This window comes from Marivita sp. S2033 (assembly GCF_046592965.1).
GTDB lineage: Bacteria > Pseudomonadota > Alphaproteobacteria > Rhodobacterales > Rhodobacteraceae > Marivita.
The window spans coordinates 234,697-252,794 of record NZ_JBISBV010000006.1 but is presented as its reverse complement, the minus strand read 5'-3'; the positions used below and the strand labels follow the sequence as shown (position 1 = coordinate 252,794).

The window sequence follows — 18,098 nt, the reverse complement described above, 5'->3', positions numbered from 1 at the left end:
CGTCGAGGAAGCTTCTGAACAGAAATATCAGGGGGGTCACTTTTGGACGCCGATTACCCCAATACAGGGGTCAATCTTGCATGCCGGTTCACACCAGTCCCCCTCCGGGGGCAATTGATGCGCATGGGCCCAGAACTCGAACAGGTACGGCAACGCCAAAAGCGCCCCCGGCACCGCTTCAAGTTCCGTCAGAAACGCCTCTCTCACGGCAGCACTTTCGGAGCCGATCCAATCGGCACCCGACAACATCCCGCGCCGCGTCAAGATCGAGCCCATAGCTTCCGCTGACCCGTGCGGTTTCTCTGCGAAGCCGTTCAATCTGCACCTCCGTTTCCTTGGCGTGTTTCAGCCAGACACGCAGGTCTGACAGGACTTTCCTCGCCTCGACCCCCGTCCCACTCTCTCCGGCCTCAACCTTCTGGCGCAGGACAGCCACCATCTCCCGAATGGTCGCCAATTCCCGCGCAATGGCCGCGCGCTCGTTTTCAAGCGCGCCGCCCTCTTCGCTCGCAGTGATAAGGATTCCCAAACCCTGCCCCCTTGTGCTGAATGGATCTCCGTCCATCACGCACCGATGCGCCGCACCGATGCCCGGCACGCAAAAAGCAATAAACAGGAAAAGGACAAAGACGCCGCTAACGCCCCGCGCGCGGCCTTAACCTTTGAACAAGGTCTGCCACCACCGGGCACACAACCCATGAGCGGCACACAAATTGAAGTGATTCAGCTTTGTTTAACCACAAGCCGCGCCGATCAGAACAGACCGCGCCGCAACAGGTTCAACCCCAGCACAAGGAACACGTAAAGCAGCACCTTGCGAAACCCCTCGTTCGTCATCCGTCTGCGCACCCGCGCGCCCAGCGTGAACCCGATCAGCGTTGGCAGAACCAGAAACGCCGACACACCCGCCAGCTCGGGCGTCAGCAGACCTTCGCGGATATATCCCGCCACCAGCGGGAGGCTACCCAGAAAGATCAGGAATCCGGTCACCCGGACAAATTCGTCTTTCAGAACCCGCCGCGCTGTCAGGTAGATCACCAACGGCGCACCCCAGATGCCGGACAATCCGCCCAGAACACCCGAAATCGCGCCAAAGACACCCTGTGCAAGCGCGTCGAAACGCGGTGAGATGGCCGGCACTTCAAATCGCAGGTTCACCAGGGAAAACAGAACGATGGAAAGACCCGTTGCGAGAAAGATCACCCGGTCCGACACATCCGCCGCCCAGATCACCGTGGCAAAGATCGTGCCCGCCAGAACCAGCGCAAACAGCCAGTATTCGCGCAACGCCCGCCCGATCTCGCCCATCTGCCAGACCTGCCAGCCGTTGCTCACCACCATCGGGCCAAGCACCAGCGCAATCGCCAGTCGTGGCTCCATCACCAGCGTCAAAAGGCTGATCGACGCCGCGGGCAATCCGATTCCGACCAATCCCTTGATCGTTCCCGCAAGCAGCAACACCACCGCGCCAAGCGCGCAAAGTTCGACCAGACCCATCGCCGCCGCTCCCGCGTTCGCGTCAGTTCTCCCGCTGCTGCTCCAGCGCACGATACGCCGCGACGTTCCGGTTATGCTCGTCCAGAGTTTCCGCGAAATTGTGCCCGTCAGACGGCTCTAACGTTTTGGCAACAAAGAAAATATAATCCGTGTCCGCCGGATCGAGCGCCGCCTCGATGCTCGCGCGCCCCGGATTGGCAATCGGTGTCGGCGGCAACCCATCGATGACATAGGTGTTCCACGGCGTCTCGCGTCGCAACTCGCTCTGCCGAATGCCGCGCCCCAGAACGCCCTCGCCCTTGGTGATCCCGTAGATGACCGTCGGGTCGGTCTGCAAGCGGATGCCTTGCTCCAGCCGGTTGGTGAACACGCTCGCCACAAGGAACCGCTCCTCCGGCGTACCGGTCTCTTTTTCGATGATCGAGGCAAGGATCAAGGCTTCCTTGGGGCTTTCCAACGGCAACCCATCCTGCCGGTTCGACCAAGCCTCCGCCAGAATGCGCTCCTGTCGCGAGATCATCTGTGCAACCAGATCGGCGCGACTGTCACCGGGGCTGATTTCATAACTGTCCGGCGCCAGCATGCCCTCTTCGGGCACCTCTGCAACCTCACCCTCCAGCACATCGATCTGACCAAGCTCCTGCACCACCTGCCAGCTTGTCACCCCTTCAGCCAACGCCACCCGGTAGCGCGTGTCCGCTTCCGCCTTGACCTTGGCATAGGCCTCGGGCGCACCCTCCTCGGCGGGATCGAACTTTACCAATTCCTCGAACCGCCCCGTCGCCGGATCAAGTTCGCGCACCTGCACCGTCGCGCCGGTAATGCCGACCCGGTACACCACTTCGGTGCCACAGGTGCTGGCACCGCCCCGTGTGACGATATCGACAATCTCCGCCATCGACGCGCCCTCAGGCACCAGATAGGAGCCCGCCTTCAGTTCGGGTGATTTGCCCGCATAATCGGCCCCGACCCGAAGCAGAACCCCGCTGGAGACCGCACCGTCGCCCTCAAGCGTCTGCGACACCCGGCGGAAGTTCGATCCCCGCTCGACCTGCACACAAATCGGCTGCTCCAGCGGACCTTGCGCGGTGTATTCGTTCTGTGCCCAAATCAGCGCCCCACCGGCAAGAAACACCAGAATAACCAGAAATGTCAAAGCGTTGGACGCAATATTCCGCCACATACCCTAGCTGTCCACCCGGCCGAACACGACGCTTGCGTTGGTGCCGCCAAAGCCGAACGAGTTGGACAAAGCATAGCGGATCTCGCGCTCGCGCTTGGCATTCGGTGCCAAATCCACGGGCGTGTCGACAGCCGGATTGTCCAGATTGATCGTCGGCGGCGCCACCTGATCGCGGATCGCCAGGATCGAGAAAATTGCCTCAATGGCACCGGCCGCCCCCAAAAGATGCCCCGTCATCGACTTGGTCGATGACATCGTCACGCTCGATGCCGCGTTCCCCATCAGCCGCTCGACAGCCGCCAGTTCGATGACATCAGCCATCGTCGAGGTGCCATGCGCGTTGATATAGTCAATGTCAGCAGGCTCCAGTCCGGCATGCTTCAGCGCCGCCCGCATCGACCGCTCGCCGCCCTCGCCATCCTCGGAGGGTGCCGTGATATGATGCGCGTCACCCGACAGACCGTAGCCGCACACTTCGGCATAAATCTTCGCACCGCGCGCCTTGGCGTGCTCGTATTCCTCAAGCACCACGATTCCGGCACCTTCGCCCATCACGAACCCATCGCGATCCGCGTCATAGGGCCGGCTCGCCGCCTGCGGATCATCGCCACGCTTGGTCGACAGCGCCTTGCACGCGTTGAACCCGGCAATCCCGATCTCGGAAATCGTGGCCTCGGCCCCGCCGGCGATCATCACATCGGCATCGCCGAACATGATCAACCGCGACGCATCGCCAATCGCATGTGCGCCGGTCGAACACGCCGTTACAACCGCATGGTTCGGCCCCTTGAAGCCGTACTTGATCGACACATTGCCCGAAATCAGGTTGATCAACGCGCCGGGCACGAAAAACGGCGACACGCGCTTCGGCCCCTTGTCGCGGATCAACAGCGCCGTTTCGGCAATCGAGTTCAACCCGCCAATCCCCGAGCCGATCATCACACCGGTGCGCAACCGGCTTTCCTCGTCCTCGGGCATCCAATCGGCATCCCGCACCGCCTGATGCGCAGCCGCCAGACCGAACTGGATGAAATCGTCAACCTTGCGCTGCTCTTTCTTGTCCAGATAGGTGTCCCGGTTGAACGTATCGTCCGACCCGTCTCCCATCGGCACCTCGCAGGCATAGGTCGTGGCAAGATGGCTCGCGTCAAACCGCGTGATCGTGCCAGCGCCCGACTGCCCGTCAAGCAGCCTGCGCCACGTCGCCTCGACCCCGTCCGCAAGCGGTGTCACCAATCCCAAGCCTGTCACAACAACACGACGCATGGCCTCGTCCTTCCCTCAAATTCTCTAGGTTCGCTCTTAGCGCGATCGCCTCAACTCTCGCAAGGGCGCACACACACGCCGCGCCGCATCCTTCTTCTCTTGAAAAATACTCCGGGGGTTTGGGGAATCGCTCCCGAAACGGCCGTCGCAGCACCACTATGCCCAGCGATCCCCCAAATCCGCCCGCGCCCGATCGACCCAGTGATCCTGCAACCAGTGCGTCGGCCTGGCGTAGCGGATCAGCGATTTGTGATACCCCGCAATCGCTTCGGGCATCTTGGGACGACCATGAAAACACACCACCTTCGCGCGCTCCGGCAATCTCGCCTCATGCAGGTAATTGCGCGGAAACGGGTTGCAGTCATACTTGAAGCTGACCACCCAATCCTCCGGAATATATGTGAAAACTCCATTCTCCATCGCCTTGTGCGAGGTGTATCTCTGCTCCGAACCCCGCGCAGCTTCAACCTCTCCGTAAGGCTGCGCCGCGAGATCATCATAAAGAAACCCATGCACCGCCGGATCAAACCGAAACACCGATCCATGCCCGGTCGGCCGTCCCTTGCGCGCCTCCACCCAGTCATGGCGCATGACAACGTCACCGGGCGCAAGGTCAAGCAATTCATCCAACCCGCCGGTGATCACCACGTCGAGATCAAAGCCCAAGACCGGCCCCTGCAAATCAGGGATGACACCGCGCCGGAACAGCGAAACCTTGCGCATCGCGCCTTGCCGGTTCGCGACCTTCAGCGCCTCGCCCATCGGTTCGGCAAACGGCTCGACCGCCAGGTCGATCACCTCGATATCCGGGTGCAGACCGCGCGCATCCTCGGTCATACATACAAAGCGCACCGGACATGCGAGGTTGCGGCGCACACCGGAATAAAGCCGGTTCACATATTCCGGTCCGAACGGAGTGCCCCATTTGATACAGGCAACGGTTGCGGGTGCTGGCAGAGTCATTCCGACCGCTTAGCAATGCCCTTGCCAAATGACCAGAGAGCGCTTGCGCCACGCCGCGCGGCACCGTATTTTGGAGGGGCCATGAACCCACGGCGGACCGCGCCGTCAGGAAACAGTCTTTGACACGATATTCACTCACCGATCTTGGATGGTCGGACCATTTCGCCCGACAGATCACGCCGGACGACGCGGGTCTGGTGCCCGCCCGCATCTCCGAAGTGCACCGCACCCAACTGATTGCCCTGACGCAGGATGGCGACATCCGCCTCACCCCCTCCGAACCCGCCAGCGCCTATGCCGTGGGCGACTGGGTGCTGTATGAGGCCGGCACCGCCAAGCGCCGCCTCACACCGCGCACCGATCTGCATCGCAAGGCCGCCGGTCACACGATCGCCACGCAACGGATCGCCGCCAATGTCGACACCGTCGGACTGGTGACAAGCTGCAACGAAGATTTCAATATCGCCCGGCTGGAACGCTACCTCGCGCTCGCGCTGGCGTCCGGCGCGCTGCCGCTGGTGATCCTCACCAAGGCCGACATGTGCGACGATCCGGCCCCGTTCCGCCGTCAGGCCGAACGGCTGTCTCCGCTGGTCACCGCCATCGCTCTCAACGCCAAGAACCCCGACGAGGTCACGCGCCTCGCCTCCTGGTGCGGAAACGCACAAACCCTGGCCCTGCTGGGCTCGTCCGGCGTCGGCAAGACAACCTTGCGCAACGCGCTCACCGGCGAGGACGCGACAACGCAAGCCGTGCGCTCGGACGACTACAAGGGCCGCCACACCACGACCCATCGCGCGCTGCGGCGCACCATCAACGGCGGCTGGCTGATCGACACGCCGGGGATGCGCGAATTGCAACTATCAGGCTCTGGCGAGGGGCTGGAGGAGTTGTTCGACGACATCGAAACCCTCGCCGCCCAGTGCCGCTTTTCCGACTGCGCCCACGAGTCCGAACCCGGATGCGCGGTCAAGGCGGCCATCCAGTCCGGCACGTTGAGCGCGTCGCGGCTCGCGCGCTGGCAAAAACTCAGCCGCGAGGACCGTCACAACACGCAAACCCTGGCGCAATCACGCGCGCAGCAAAAGGCGTTCGGGCGGATGGTCAAGGACGGTCAGGCGCGGGGCCGCAAAAAGCGCGACCCCGACTAAGTCAGGCCGCCGGCATCCGTTTCTCGACGATCTCAGCCCACCAGGAACAGCCCGCCGGGATCACCTCATCATTGAAGTTATATTCCGGATGATGCACCGCCGCAGTGTCGCCATTACCGACAAGGATATACGCACCGGGGCGCGCCTCGAGCATGAAGGCGAAATCTTCGCCCCCCATGACCAACGGCGCCTCGTCACATCCGCCCGACACCGAACGCGCGACATCAGCGGCAAAATCCGTCTGTTCGGCATGATTGGCCATCACCGGATAGTTGCGATGATAGCTGACCTTGGCGCTGCCGCCGAAGGTTGCGGCGACGCCGGTGCAAATCTCCTCGATCCGCCGCTCGGCCAGATCGCGCATCGCGTTCGACATGGTGCGCGCCGTTCCCTTCAGATGCACCCGTTGCGGGATCACGTTGAACGCGTTCGAGGACGTCTCGAACGACGTCACCGACACTACCACCTGATCCACCGGATCGGCGTTGCGGCTCGCGATGGTCTGCAACGCCGTCACCGCTTGCGCCGCCATCACGGTCGGGTCCACCGTCTCATGCGGTTTGGCCGCATGTCCGCCACGCCCCTCGAACGTGACCTCGAACAGGTCCGCCGCCGCGAAAAACGCACCGGGGCGAATGGCAAAACTGCCGACCGGTCGCCCGGGCCAGTTGTGCATCCCGTACACCTCATCAATCGCGAAACGCTCCATCAACCCGTCTTCGCACATTTCCCGACCCCCGCCGCCGCCTTCTTCGGCAGGCTGGAAGATCACCACCACCGTGCCGTCGAAATTGCGGGTCTCGCTCAGATATTTCGCGGCCCCCAGCAACATCGCGGTGTGGCCGTCATGCCCACAGGCATGCATCGCGCCGTCGGTCCTGGACGCATAGTCCAGCCCCGTCGCCTCGTGAATCGGCAGCGCGTCCATATCGGCACGCAAGCCGATCACCTTGCCGCTCTGATCACTCTTGCCCTTGATGACACCCACCACGCCGGTGCGGCCGATGCCGGTCACGATCTCGTCACAGCCAAACGACTGCAACCGCTCAGCAACCAGCCCACTGGTGCGATGCGTATCAAACAGGATCTCGGGATGCTCATGCAAATCGCGCCGCCACGCGGTGATTTCACTTTGCAGCTCGGCAAATCGGTTCTTGACCGGCATGGGGACTCTCCTTGAGATCGAAATTGTACACGTTCCCGGCAACCTGACCCAGAGCCGACAGGTCTTCAAGGCCCGAACATCGCAATAGGCGTTCCGCCACCCGAGAACCCCATTCTTCTACAGCCGACGCTTCTTTGGGCACGAAATACCTTGGGGTGAGGCACGACAGCGCCGAGGGGCAAAGCCCCTCCCTCCGTCACGCGACAAACACCCCGATGATCCGATTGGCGAAATAAAACCAAATACGACGCCCGACGCGACCGCGCTGGTCCAGCAGCCAACACGAAACGCCCCATGCAGAACATTTTTCCTCACCCCAAAGCCAACCCCGAAATATCAGTCCGGCGCGCGCCGAATAACCAGCGCCCCGAGCTCTTGCCGAAAGACGAATTTCCCGCCACATCGCGCTCAACCGCGACCCAAGGGGGACACCATGTTTGAAACGTTCGGCTTTGAAACACTGACCGCACCGCAGGCGGCGGTGTATCTTGCACTGGCGCTCGGCGCCGCATTCGGCCTTTTGGCAGAGCGCACGAAATTCTGCTTCCGGCGCGGCCTTGTCGGAGAGGATCGCCAACAGGCGATGGGCATCTGGCTCACCGCGCTTGCAGTGGCAATCATCGGCACGCAAGCCGGTGTGTGGGCCGGTCTCATCAGCTTTGACGGCCATCGATTCATGGCAAGCGATCTGCCCATTCTCGCCATCGTCCTCGGCGGCGTGATGTTTGGCGCGGGCATGGTGCTGACGCGCGGATGCGTGTCGCGCCTGACCGTCCTGTCGGCAACCGGAAACCTGCGCGCGGTGTTCGTGCTGCTGATCTTCGCAATCACCGCTCACGCCACTCTGAAAGGCGTTCTGGCCCCTCTGCGCACGACGCTCGGCGCGCTCACCCTGCCGCTTGGCGACGCGGGGTCACTCGCCGCGCTGCCCGGTGGCGGTTTGCTCTGGTCCGCTCTGTTCGCACTGGCGGCCCTGACGCTCGCCTGGCGCTCGGGCAACCGCGCCTCCATGCTTGCTCTGGCCGCCCTGCTGGGCGCGCTGGTGCCGCTTGGCTGGATCGGCACGGGGTTCGTGCTTTATGACGATTTCGATCCCGTCGCCCTGGAAAGCCTGTCCTTCACCTCCCCGTTCGCCGACACCCTGTTCTGGGGCATCGCATCCACATCGATCCCGGCCAATTTCGGTGTCGGACTGATCGGCGGCGTGCTGATCGGATCGCTGGCCGCGTCGCTGATCTTCCGCAGCTTCCAGTGGCAGTCCTTCACCGCACCGGCCGAAACCGGGCGCTACGCCAGCGGTGCTGTCCTGATGGGTGTCGGTGGCGTTCTGGCAGGCGGCTGCACCGTTGGAGCGGGCCTCTCCGGCGTGCCGACGCTCTCGGTCGCAGCACTGCTCGCAATCGCCTCCATCGCGGCTGGTGCGCTGCTCACCAACACGGCCCTGAAACGCGCACCCCGCGCGGGCCGGATCGTGGCGCAACCGGCAGAGTAAGCGCTAAAGGTCGATCTCGCCGTCGTCCGGGGCTGGCAAGCCTTCGGGCGGCGGCGCGGTCTCCGGCTTGCGCTTCAGCAGAATGTCGCCGTTTGGCAACTTGATCGGCGGCTCATAGGCCGACCAGTCCTCGACCTCCTGCAAAAGCTGTTTCATCGCCGGGCCCATATCCCGCGCAAACCGTCGAAGCGCCGGCCCCATCTCCTCGGCCAGGTTCTCGAACTCGCGCAAGGCCGGCTCCATTTCCTCGCCCAGACCCTTGAAAAACAGCTTCGCGCCCTCTTCCATCAGGCTGGTGCCGTCTTCGGCAAACACGGGCATGGCGATCAGGGTGGCCGCAATCGCGGTGGCAGGTAAATGTCTCATCCCCTGACTATAGGACATCTCCGGCCGGATTTCACCTCAAAGATCGATATCCAAAGTCACCGGAAAATGATCCGACGCGGTCAGCAGCGCCTCGCAAAGCTCGGGCGTCGTCCAGCAGACCGGATCGTCAAACGGATGCCAGATACGCCAGCGTTTCGCACGTGCGCGCAGATCGGGCGACACCATCACGTAATCCAGCAACGCCTGCAAATATCGCCCTTCATGCGTGAGATAAAACCGCGCCGTGGTCGGTTGTGGCCCGATACGGCGCGACAATGCCTGCGAGGCATTCGGATCGTAAAGCGCCCGCTCGCCCTCGCCCAGAATGATCTCGACCGAAGAGCGGCCAAACAGATCCTCGAATTCATCAAGACCTGGACCATCGTTCAAATCTCCCAGAACCATCACCGGCTCGCCCGCCAGCAGATGCTCCTGCACGCGCGCCCGCAGCCAGATTGCCTGCGCCAGCTGCTTGCGCCGGTTGGCAATCGACAGGCGCATCACCTCGTCGCGATTGGTCGCGCCATGCGGTGCCTTGGACTTCAGATGCGCTCCGATCAAGCGCAGTTCCTTGCCGGTTTCGCGCACCTTCAACGCCACTTCCAGCGGAGGTTTCGAAAACGTCACCTTGTCGGCGGTAGCCTCGATATCGAGGTCGATGCGGAACGTCCCGTCAAACCGTGGCGCGCCGTCGGCATGGGGCACCCCGGCCAGCGGTGCGGGCCCCCTCGGATCGTGCCACGCCGCAAAGAGATCGGGATCATACATCAGCGCGATCTCTTGCTGGGTGTCGTTAGTAAAACCCACGACCGCCTTGCGGATGCGCAGATCAAAGGTATCCGCAAAGCTCTCAAGCGCCCGCACCGTGTCGCGGCGGCGGTTGGTGTCGGGGGCTTCGATGACCATCACCGCATCGGCATCGAGAGCGGTGAACACAACGCCCAACGCCTCGATCTGCATCTGCCGCGTCACGTTATGGCGCGCCGACCAGCCGCCATCGGGCAAAAGCCGCCCGTCATCGTCAAACAGAGCATCGAACCATTCGACGTTATAGGTCGCGATCCGCATCAGGCGTGTTCGCGCGCGGCGATCTCCTCCCACGCGCGGTTGATGGCAATCAGGCGTTTCTCCGACAGTTTCACCGCTTCCTGTGGCACCCCACGCGCGATCATCACGTCGGGATGGCTGTCGCGCACCAGCTGCCGCCAGACTTTGCGGATGTCCTCCAGTGACATGTCACGGTCTACCCCGAGCACATCGAACGGATCGGGTTTCGCATCCGGCACAAAGCGCGATTTCAGACGGCGGTATGCGCCGTCGGGCAACTCGAAAATCTCGGCCACGCGCGCCAGAAACACGTTTTCCTCGGGGTGAAACCTGCCATCCGCCATGGCGATGTAGAACAGCCCCTCCATCAGGTCGCACAATGCGCCGCGGTCGGTTCCGAACATCGCGCTGATCCGGCGCGCATAGTGCTCGAATCCGGCGACGTCCTGCCGCGCAAGGTCGAACACGCGCGCCGCTCCGGCCTCGTCCTCGGGCGCGATGTGAAACACCTCGCGGAACGCCATGACCTCGGCGCGGGTGACCTGGCCATCGGCCTTTGCCATCTTGGCCGACAGCGCGATCACGGCAATGGTAAATGCCACGGTGCGTTCCGGCGGGCTGCGCAACCGGTCAAACACCAGCGACAGGCTTTCACCATTCGCAAGCGCCGCGACGGCGTCGGAGATGCGGGACCAGATCGACATGGGCGACTGTCTAGAACACTCCGCCCCGCATGTCATTGCGACATTGCAGCAAAATCACGGTCTTTTGCGTGATCGCGACCATCTCAGCCATCATCGCGCGACAAGGTGCGCACGCCCTGCGGCGTCGCGATCTCGGCTGCAAGCGAGGGATGATCGGCCGCAGCGAACGCGACGCGCGGATCGTCCAGAACACCCGCCAACCGCGCCTTGAGAGAGGCCGCGTCCGGATGCGACAGCGTCAGCCGCAACAGACGGGCATCCCTCGCAGGCAAGGCCAGCCCCGGTGGCGTGTCGGTGTGCCATTGAAGGATCGCCGGAAACAGGCCGTCAAACGGCAATTCGCCGTCGGCAGGCACCAGCATCGTCCAACGCAGCCCGCCGCGCGTCAGATGCACCGGCGCGCCCGCCTCGGAAAAGGCGCGCCTGGCCGCCGCGATATCGGCGCAGCGCAGGATCCACTTGTCCAATCGCGGCGGTCCGGCAAACCGGTCAAGCCCGAACCAACGGGGATAATCCGGCGCACGCTGTGACGGGTCGCGTGCAATCGCCTCAAGATAAAGACCGTCCGCCAGCCCCAACAGCCGATTGTGCGTCGCGTAATGCGCGTGCTGTCCGCCAGCCCCAAGAGGCATCCCCAAGACCGTCTCGCTATAGGCAACCGCCGCCTCAAGCGTCTCGCCCGCCACCGCGATATGATCCAGAACAAACACATTCTGCTCCTTCATGCTCACCCGCCCCGGCTTCTTTGGGCCTGAAATACCTCGGGGGAGGCCGCAGGCCGGGGGCAGAGCCCCCAGCCCGCCACTCAGTCGCGAGCCGCGCGAATCAACCGCAAGATGTCCTGCGCCGCTTCCGGAATATTCGTTCCCGGCCCGAAGATCGCCTTGACCCCGGCATCCTTCAAGAACTGGTAATCCTGTTGCGGAATGACGCCGCCGCAGATCACCAGAATATCCCCCGCACCTTGCGCCTTCAGTTCCTTCACCAGTTCGGGCGCCAAGGTCTTGTGTCCCGCCGCCTGGCTTGAAATGCCGATCACGTGCACATCATTGTCGATGGCATCCTGCGCCGCCTCGGCAGGGGTCTGGAACAATGGCCCGACATCGACGTCAAAGCCGATATCGGCAAACGCGGTCGCGATCACCTTGGCACCCCGGTCATGCCCGTCCTGCCCCATCTTGACCACCAGCATCCGCGGGCGGCGGCCTTCATCCTCGGCAAACGCCTCGACCGACCGCTGGATCGCGGCAAAGCCTTCGTCGCCTTCATAAGCGGCGCCGTACACCCCGGCCAACGTCTTCACTTCCGCCCGATGACGTCCGAACACCTTTTCCATCGCCATGCTGATCTCTCCCACAGTGGCCCGGGCACGCGCCGCCTCGACCGCGCCTTCCAGCAGATTGCCACCTTCGGCAGCCCGTTTTTCCAATTCCGCAAGCGCCGCATCACAGGCCGCCTGATCACGTGTCGCGCGAATTTTCTCCAGCCGCGCAATCTGGGACTTGCGCACCGCGACGTTGTCCACATCCAGAATGTCGAGAGCGTCTTCAGTCTCGCGGCGGTACTTGTTGACGCCAACGATCACGTCCTCGCCCCGGTCGATCTGGGCCTGCCGCGTGGCGGCGGTTTCCTCGATCCTGAGCTTTGGCATGCCGCTTGCCACGGCCTTGGTCATGCCGCCCATCTCGTCCACCTCGGTGATTAGTTTCCAGGCTTCCTCGGCCAGATCATGGGTCAGCTTTTCGACATAATAAGACCCGGCCAGCGGATCGACCACATGAGTCACGCCGGTTTCTTCCTGCAAAATCAACTGGGTGTTGCGTGCAATTCGTGCAGAGAACTCGGTCGGCAAGGCAATCGCCTCATCCAGCGCGTTGGTGTGCAACGATTGCGTACCACCCAGAACCGCGCTCATCGCCTCATAGGCCGTGCGGATCACGTTATTATAAGGATCCTGCTCGGCGAGGCTCACACCGGAGGTCTGACAATGGGTGCGCAACATCTTGGAGCGGTCATTCTTGGCGCCCAGATCATCCATGATCCGATACCACAGCATCCGCGCCGCGCGCAGCTTGGCCGCTTCCATGAAGAAATTCTTTCCGATGGCGAAAAAGAACGACAGCCGCCCGGCGAACTTGTCCACGTCCATGCCACGATCCATCGCGGTTTTGACGTATTCCTTGCCATCCGCCAGCGTATAGGCCAGCTCCTGCACCAGGTTCGCGCCGGCCTCCTGCATGTGATAGCCGGAAATCGAGATCGAGTTGAACTTGGGCATCTCGTCGCTGGTGTATTCGATGATATCCGCAATGATCCGCATCGACGGTTCCGGTGGATAGACATAGGTGTTGCGGACCATGAATTCCTTGAGGATGTCGTTCTGGATCGTGCCTGACAGCACCGCCTTGTCATGCCCCTGTTCTTCGCCCGCGACGATGAAACTGGCCAGAATCGGAATCACCGCCCCGTTCATCGTCATCGACACGCTGACCTGATCGAGCGGGATGCCGTCAAACAGGATCTTCATGTCCTCGACAGAATCAATCGCCACACCGGCCTTGCCCACGTCACCGGTGACGCGCTCGTGATCGCTGTCATACCCGCGATGCGTTGCCAGATCGAAGGCCACCGACACGCCCTGCTGCCCGGCAGCCAGATTGCGGCGGTAGAACGCGTTTGATTCCTCGGCCGTCGAAAACCCGGCATATTGGCGGATCGTCCACGGACGGCCGGCATACATCGTCGCCTTGACGCCGCGCGTGAACGGCGCTTCGCCGGGCACGGTGCCCATATGGGGCAACCCCTCGACATCCTCGGCCGTATAAAGCGGCTGCACGTCGATCCCCTCAAGGGTGTTCCACGTCAGCGCGTCAAGCGGTTTGCCACGCAATTCCTTTTCAGCAAGGGCGCGCCATGTCTCTTTCTTGGATGTCATTGTCTTTTGATCCTCTTGTCTGCCCCGCCGCCCCGTCCGCTCTTGCGGCGGACATTGGTGTCGGGTGTTCGTGATATCGTGCAAGCCCGTCCGCACCGCCGCGCAACCACGCCAGATCGGCGGCGTAAAGTGCGCGCAGGGTCTGGCGCTGGGCGGATGAAAACGGCTGCCAACGCCCCTCTGCCTCGGGCAGATGGCGCAACTGGCTTGGGTCGGTGCAGGCCAGAGCGGCCCGCAATTGCGGCAGCGCCAGTGATCTGTTGGCCCAGATGCCGCCCGAGGGCATACAGGGCATGGCGCGATGGGCAAGATGTGACGCCACCAGATCGGGGCGCTGGGCGAATTGCTCGAACGAAGTCACCACAACCGCCACATCGGGCATGGCGCAGGACAACTCGACAATCACATCGCGCCAACTGCGCGTGTCCTGCGCGATCCGGGCGAAGTATTCCGGCGTCGGCACCAGTGCGCCACGCGCAAGCGACAGCGCCATCACCGAGGCCCAAAATCCGTCGAGCGCGCGGATTTGCAGCGCCACCGATCCGATCCGCCCGCCGAAGGCTGCATCTATCCGTGCCATGCGGGTGCCGATCTGGGGATAAAGCGACGGCGCGCCCCGGACGCCCGGAACAGGGCCGATCAGCGCCGCATCGCTGATCACCAAAACCTCCGCGCCGCGCGCCTTGGTCTGCGCCATGCGCAGCGCCAGCCGTCCCTGCAACCGGGCCAGCGTCTTGGCGCTCGCGCCGTAGTCGTGCACCCCGTCCAACATCCCGCCGCGCGTCTGCGGCGGACCCCAGAATGCCACCCCTTCCGCGCGTGCCTGCGCCATGTAGCGCTGGAACGAGGTCGCTCCCGTGCGATGTGCCCCAAGGTGCAAAATCACGTCCATAATTCGCCCTGCCAAGCCCTGACCGGGCCTCGGCAAGACCCGGAACATTGATCCGGACCACCATCATGCGCGCCTCTTTATGACAAAGGGATTAACGCTAAAATTTTCACGGTGCCGCACGCTCGCCCCCTTCGCTTTGGGCCTGCGACGCACTATGTTGTTGAATATGAACAAACCGATACCATTCCTGCTGGCCCTCGCGGCTCTGGTTGCGCCGATGGGGGTCTCTGCCGCCGACACCTCGCAAGAACTTGACCCGCCGGGGATCGGCATCGTTTTTGACTCCGCAGATGTTGATCTTGACAGGTTCCTCTGGCTCAAGCGGCCGGTCATCGTGTTCGCGGATTCGCCCGCCGATCCGACATTTGTGCAGCAGATGCAGTTCATCAACGACCGGCCCGACGAACTGGCGCTGCGCGATGTGGTGGTGATCACCGACACCGATCCCGCCGCCAAATCCGCCCTGCGCACCAAGCTGCGGCCGCGCGGCTTCATGCTGGTGCTGATCGGCAAGGATGGCCAGATCAAGCTGCGAAAACCGCTCCCCTTCAGCGTGCGCGAACTCAGCCGTTCGATCGACAAGATGCCCATCCGGCAGCAGGAAATCCGCGACCGAAAGACCATTGTCCCGTAACCGGCATTATTGCACGAACGCCCCGCATACCCTATATTAACACTGTAGCGCAAAGCTGCGCTGCGTACCGGAGGCTGTGATATGTCGAACAAACCCATCAAGCACCAACCCCCGATCACGGGTCAGACCGGGCCGCGCCCGGGCTACTGACCTGCTCGCCGTTCAGGCTTTCTCCCAAGACCCGACAGGCATCCTTGCCTAGGGTCAGGGCCTCTTTCTTCATCGAAATGTAATCCGTATACATCCGAATCCGCTGAATCTGCGGCGTCGTCGTTGCGCGGAAATGATCCGAGCGCAGATCCTCGATCATCGCCTCGATCGCAAACACCTGATTGTAATAGCGCACGACAGGCCGGATCACCGGTTCCGGCAGGATTTGCACATCCGCCAGAATGGACTGGAACATCGTGTCGTTGCGCTCGCTCGGGATCAGCGGCACGTAATGCTCGTCCGCATCCATCTGCGCCACCATGTCGTTCCAGGCCTGATCCAGATCGAAGGCCGGATTGCCCAGAATATCGACGTAGTGCTGGATCTCCGCCACCAGGGCGGTCTGCACATCCACACTGCGCTCCTGCCTGCGCCGACGGTCCCGCCCGCGCTCGCGGTAGCCCGCCACCAACCACCCCAACGCCACAACCGTGGCACCGACCAAAGCGGCACCAAGGCGGGGGTCATAGAGGGGGGCGACGGGTTCCACGGCTTATTCGAACTCCATGATCACATCGTCCACCGCAAGGCTGTCTCCTGCGGCGGCGTTGATCTTTGAGACGGTGCCCTTGCGCTCGGCGCGCAGGATGTTTTCCATCTTCATCGCCTCGACGGTGCACAGCGCCTGACCGATCTGCACCTCGTCGCCCTCTTCGACATCGACCTTCACGATCAATCCTGGCATCGGGCAGAGCAGCATCATCGACGTGTCGGCGGCCACTTTTTCCGGCATCAGGCGCGCCAGTTCGGCCTGACGGGGCGTGCGCACATGCACCTTGAGATCGGCCCCGCGCGAACGGATGCGGAAGCCGCCCGACACCTTGCCGACCTTCATCACCAAGGGGGCATCATCCACGCTCATCCGCGCCAGCGGATCGCCCGGAGTCCAGTCGCCCGAAACCCGCATTTCCGTCCCGTCCGCGAACCGAACGGTCGAGCCGCCCTTGTCGGCGGCAATCGTCACGTCGAAATCGCGCCCCTGAAGCGCGACGTTCCACTCCTCGCCGACGCGGCGCTCGTGATTGTCGAGCGTGCCGGAAATGCGCGCGCGGCGAATTTCGGCCACCCGGTTCATCGCCGCCGTCGCCGCAACGATCCGGCGCAGAACGTCCTCGCCCAGTTCCACACCCTCAAAGCCGTCGGGATATTCTTCCTCGATAAAGGCCGTTGTCATGTCGCCCGACACGAATTTCGGATGATCCATCACCGCGCTCAGGAATGGCAGGTTATGCCCGATCCCCTCGACCTCGAAACTGTCCAGAGCGGTGCGCATCACTTCGATGGCCTCGCCCCGCGTCGGCGCCCAGGTGCAAAGCTTCGCGATCATCGGGTCGTAATACATCGAGATCTCGCCGCCCTCGAACACACCGGTGTCGTTGCGCACGATCCCAGCCCCCATCTCGCCCTCCTCGGGGGGGCGATAGCGGGTCAGCCGACCGATTGACGGCAGAAACCCGCGATACGGGTCTTCGGCGTAAAGCCGGTTCTCGATGGCCCAGCCGTTGATCGGCACCTCACCTTGGGTCATCGACAGCTTTTCGCCGTTTGCGACACGGATCATCTGCTCCACCAGATCCACACCGGTGATCAGTTCGGTGACGGGGTGTTCCACCTGCAAGCGGGTGTTCATCTCCAGGAAATAGAAGTTCTTGTCGCCATCGACGATGAATTCCACGGTCCCGGCGCTCGTGTAGCCCACCGCCTTGGCCAGCGCGACGGACTGTTCGCCCATCGCCTTGCGGGTGGCTTCGTCCAGAAACGGGCTCGGCGCTTCCTCGACAACCTTCTGGTTGCGGCGCTGGATCGAACATTCGCGCTCGTTCAGGTAAATCCCGTTGCCGTGCGCGTCGCATAGAACCTGGATCTCGATATGGCGGGGTTGCGTGACAAATTTCTCGATGAAGATCCGGTCATCCCCGAAAGACGACGCCGCCTCGTTCTTTGAGCTTTGAAACCCCTCGCGCGCCTCGTCGTCGTTCCAGGCGATCCGCATCCCCTTGCCGCCGCCGCCTGCGGATGCCTTGATCATCACCGGATAGCCGACCTCGTTGGAGATCTTCACCGCCTCCTCGGCATCCTCGATCAAGCCCATATAGCCGGGCACCGTCGAGACATTGGCCTCCTGCGCGAGTTTCTTCGAGGTGATCTTGTCCCCCATCGCCTCGATCGCTTTCACCGGCGGGCCGATGAAGGCCACGCCCTCGGCCTCCAAGGCCTGCGCGAATTTCGGGTTCTCCGACAGGAAGCCATAGCCCGGATGCACCGCCTGCGCGCCGGTCTGGCGAATGGCGTCCATCACCTTGTCGATGACGATGTAAGACTGGTTCGCCGGTGGCGGGCCGATATGCACCGCCTCGTCGGCCATCTCCACATGCAGCGCGTTCTTGTCGGCATCGGAATAGATCGCCACCGTCTTGATGCCCATCTTGCGGGCGGTCTTGATGACCCGGCAGGCAATTTCGCCCCGGTTGGCAATCAGGATCTTGTCGAACATAAACGTCCCTTTCCGTCAGTCGTTTCTTGGCCCGGAACGCGTCCCGAAGCGATGGCATGAAAAAGACCGCCAAGGCGCGGGGCCCTGACGGTCGAAAAC

Annotated in this window: 17 protein-coding genes; 3 read left to right on the top strand and 14 right to left on the bottom strand. The window is 62.7% G+C overall.

The features are described from left to right. Window positions 1-178: 178 nt before the first annotated feature. The 5 genes from ACGKZZ_RS12660 to ACGKZZ_RS12640 form a co-directional block, all read right to left on the bottom strand. On the bottom strand, window positions 179-529 hold the full coding sequence (locus ACGKZZ_RS12660) for a hypothetical protein (protein WP_411223931.1): 351 nt from the start codon (window positions 527-529) through the stop codon (window positions 179-181). Window positions 530-753: 224 nt separating this feature from the next. Further along, entirely contained in the window at window positions 754-1,497 is a 744-nt protein-coding gene (locus tag ACGKZZ_RS12655; RefSeq protein ID WP_411223930.1) for a sulfite exporter TauE/SafE family protein, read from the bottom strand. A 22-nt stretch (window positions 1,498-1,519) separates the two neighbouring features. Continuing rightward, on the bottom strand, window positions 1,520-2,680 hold the full coding sequence (gene mltG / locus ACGKZZ_RS12650) for an endolytic transglycosylase MltG (RefSeq protein WP_411223929.1): 1,161 nt from the start codon (window positions 2,678-2,680) through the stop codon (window positions 1,520-1,522). 3 nt (window positions 2,681-2,683) lie between these two features. Next, window positions 2,684-3,946, bottom strand: coding sequence for a beta-ketoacyl-ACP synthase II (gene fabF, locus ACGKZZ_RS12645; RefSeq protein WP_411223928.1), 1,263 nt, complete (start codon window positions 3,944-3,946; stop codon window positions 2,684-2,686). A 156-nt stretch (window positions 3,947-4,102) separates the two neighbouring features. Then, window positions 4,103-4,909: a glycosyl transferase gene (locus ACGKZZ_RS12640; protein ID WP_411223927.1), complete on the bottom strand. Its 807-nt coding sequence runs from the start codon at window positions 4,907-4,909 to the stop codon at window positions 4,103-4,105. A gap of 119 nt (window positions 4,910-5,028) precedes the next feature. Between ACGKZZ_RS12640 and rsgA the strand changes: the two genes are divergently transcribed. Beyond that, window positions 5,029-6,060 (top strand): ribosome small subunit-dependent GTPase A, encoded by a 1,032-nt coding sequence (rsgA, locus tag ACGKZZ_RS12635; RefSeq protein ID WP_411223926.1) that lies wholly within the window; start codon window positions 5,029-5,031, stop codon window positions 6,058-6,060. Window position 6,061: 1 nt separating this feature from the next. On the opposite strand, the gene ACGKZZ_RS12630 is transcribed toward rsgA, so the two are convergent. Continuing rightward, window positions 6,062-7,225, bottom strand: coding sequence for a M20 aminoacylase family protein (locus ACGKZZ_RS12630; protein ID WP_411223925.1), 1,164 nt, complete (start codon window positions 7,223-7,225; stop codon window positions 6,062-6,064). A 433-nt stretch (window positions 7,226-7,658) separates the two neighbouring features. Here ACGKZZ_RS12630 and ACGKZZ_RS12625 point away from each other — a divergent pair, with 433 nt between their 5' ends. Beyond that, window positions 7,659-8,717, top strand: coding sequence for a YeeE/YedE family protein (locus tag ACGKZZ_RS12625; RefSeq protein ID WP_411223924.1), 1,059 nt, complete (start codon window positions 7,659-7,661; stop codon window positions 8,715-8,717). A 3-nt stretch (window positions 8,718-8,720) separates the two neighbouring features. Here ACGKZZ_RS12625 and ACGKZZ_RS12620 read toward each other — a convergent pair whose 3' ends face one another. The 6 genes from ACGKZZ_RS12620 to ACGKZZ_RS12595 form a co-directional block, all read right to left on the bottom strand. After that, complete coding sequence (locus ACGKZZ_RS12620; RefSeq protein WP_411223923.1) at window positions 8,721-9,083, bottom strand: hypothetical protein; 363 nt, start codon at window positions 9,081-9,083, stop codon at window positions 8,721-8,723. A gap of 36 nt (window positions 9,084-9,119) precedes the next feature. After that, window positions 9,120-10,151 carry an endonuclease/exonuclease/phosphatase family protein gene (locus ACGKZZ_RS12615; protein ID WP_411223941.1) on the bottom strand — a complete coding sequence of 344 codons (1,032 nt, stop codon included), beginning with the start codon at window positions 10,149-10,151 and terminating at the stop codon, window positions 9,120-9,122. Then, window positions 10,151-10,834: a TerB family tellurite resistance protein gene (locus ACGKZZ_RS12610; RefSeq protein ID WP_411223922.1), complete on the bottom strand. Its 684-nt coding sequence runs from the start codon at window positions 10,832-10,834 to the stop codon at window positions 10,151-10,153. Before ACGKZZ_RS12610 ends, ACGKZZ_RS12615 begins: the two co-directional genes overlap by 1 nt. Before the next feature lie 83 nt (window positions 10,835-10,917). Further along, window positions 10,918-11,559, bottom strand: a complete 642-nt coding sequence (locus ACGKZZ_RS12605; RefSeq protein ID WP_411223921.1) for a VOC family protein — start codon at window positions 11,557-11,559, stop codon at window positions 10,918-10,920. A gap of 80 nt (window positions 11,560-11,639) precedes the next feature. Beyond that, complete coding sequence (gene scpA / locus ACGKZZ_RS12600) at window positions 11,640-13,769, bottom strand: methylmalonyl-CoA mutase (RefSeq protein ID WP_411223920.1); 2,130 nt, start codon at window positions 13,767-13,769, stop codon at window positions 11,640-11,642. Continuing rightward, on the bottom strand, window positions 13,732-14,661 hold the full coding sequence (locus ACGKZZ_RS12595) for a hypothetical protein (protein WP_411223919.1): 930 nt from the start codon (window positions 14,659-14,661) through the stop codon (window positions 13,732-13,734). Before ACGKZZ_RS12595 ends, scpA begins: the two co-directional genes overlap by 38 nt. A gap of 166 nt (window positions 14,662-14,827) precedes the next feature. Here ACGKZZ_RS12595 and ACGKZZ_RS12590 point away from each other — a divergent pair, with 166 nt between their 5' ends. Continuing rightward, window positions 14,828-15,295 carry a DUF4174 domain-containing protein gene (locus tag ACGKZZ_RS12590; RefSeq protein WP_411223918.1) on the top strand — a complete coding sequence of 156 codons (468 nt, stop codon included), beginning with the start codon at window positions 14,828-14,830 and terminating at the stop codon, window positions 15,293-15,295. A gap of 115 nt (window positions 15,296-15,410) precedes the next feature. On the opposite strand, the gene ACGKZZ_RS12585 is transcribed toward ACGKZZ_RS12590, so the two are convergent. Together ACGKZZ_RS12585 and ACGKZZ_RS12580 are read right to left on the bottom strand one after the other, a co-directional pair. Continuing rightward, a complete protein-coding gene (locus ACGKZZ_RS12585) occupies window positions 15,411-15,995 on the bottom strand; it encodes a hypothetical protein (RefSeq protein ID WP_411223917.1) in 585 nt (194 codons plus the stop codon). Between the two features lie 3 nt (window positions 15,996-15,998). After that, a complete protein-coding gene (locus ACGKZZ_RS12580) occupies window positions 15,999-17,999 on the bottom strand; it encodes an acetyl-CoA carboxylase biotin carboxylase subunit (protein ID WP_411223916.1) in 2,001 nt (666 codons plus the stop codon). Window positions 18,000-18,098 lie beyond the last annotated feature (99 nt).

What these genes read in the sequence shown, in the direction of transcription:
- ACGKZZ_RS12655 (WP_411223930.1), bottom strand. Translation starts at nt 1,497, where the DNA reads ATGGGTCTGGTCGAACTTTGCGCGCTTGGCGCGGTGGTGTTGCTGCTT.
- mltG (WP_411223929.1), bottom strand. Translation starts at nt 2,680, where the DNA reads ATGTGGCGGAATATTGCGTCCAACGCTTTGACATTTCTGGTTATTCTG.
- fabF (WP_411223928.1), bottom strand. Translation starts at nt 3,946, where the DNA reads ATGCGTCGTGTTGTTGTGACAGGCTTGGGATTGGTGACACCGCTTGCG.
- ACGKZZ_RS12640 (WP_411223927.1), bottom strand. Translation starts at nt 4,909, where the DNA reads ATGACTCTGCCAGCACCCGCAACCGTTGCCTGTATCAAATGGGGCACT.
- ACGKZZ_RS12630 (WP_411223925.1), bottom strand. Translation starts at nt 7,225, where the DNA reads ATGCCGGTCAAGAACCGATTTGCCGAGCTGCAAAGTGAAATCACCGCG.
- ACGKZZ_RS12625 (WP_411223924.1), top strand. Translation starts at nt 7,659, where the DNA reads ATGTTTGAAACGTTCGGCTTTGAAACACTGACCGCACCGCAGGCGGCG.
- ACGKZZ_RS12620 (WP_411223923.1), bottom strand. Translation starts at nt 9,083, where the DNA reads ATGAGACATTTACCTGCCACCGCGATTGCGGCCACCCTGATCGCCATG.
- ACGKZZ_RS12615 (WP_411223941.1), bottom strand. Translation starts at nt 10,151, where the DNA reads ATGCGGATCGCGACCTATAACGTCGAATGGTTCGATGCTCTGTTTGAC.
- ACGKZZ_RS12610 (WP_411223922.1), bottom strand. Translation starts at nt 10,834, where the DNA reads ATGTCGATCTGGTCCCGCATCTCCGACGCCGTCGCGGCGCTTGCGAAT.
- ACGKZZ_RS12605 (WP_411223921.1), bottom strand. Translation starts at nt 11,559, where the DNA reads ATGAAGGAGCAGAATGTGTTTGTTCTGGATCATATCGCGGTGGCGGGC.
- scpA (WP_411223920.1), bottom strand. Translation starts at nt 13,769, where the DNA reads ATGACATCCAAGAAAGAGACATGGCGCGCCCTTGCTGAAAAGGAATTG.
- ACGKZZ_RS12595 (WP_411223919.1), bottom strand. Translation starts at nt 14,661, where the DNA reads ATGGACGTGATTTTGCACCTTGGGGCACATCGCACGGGAGCGACCTCG.
- ACGKZZ_RS12590 (WP_411223918.1), top strand. Translation starts at nt 14,828, where the DNA reads ATGAACAAACCGATACCATTCCTGCTGGCCCTCGCGGCTCTGGTTGCG.
- ACGKZZ_RS12580 (WP_411223916.1), bottom strand. Translation starts at nt 17,999, where the DNA reads ATGTTCGACAAGATCCTGATTGCCAACCGGGGCGAAATTGCCTGCCGG.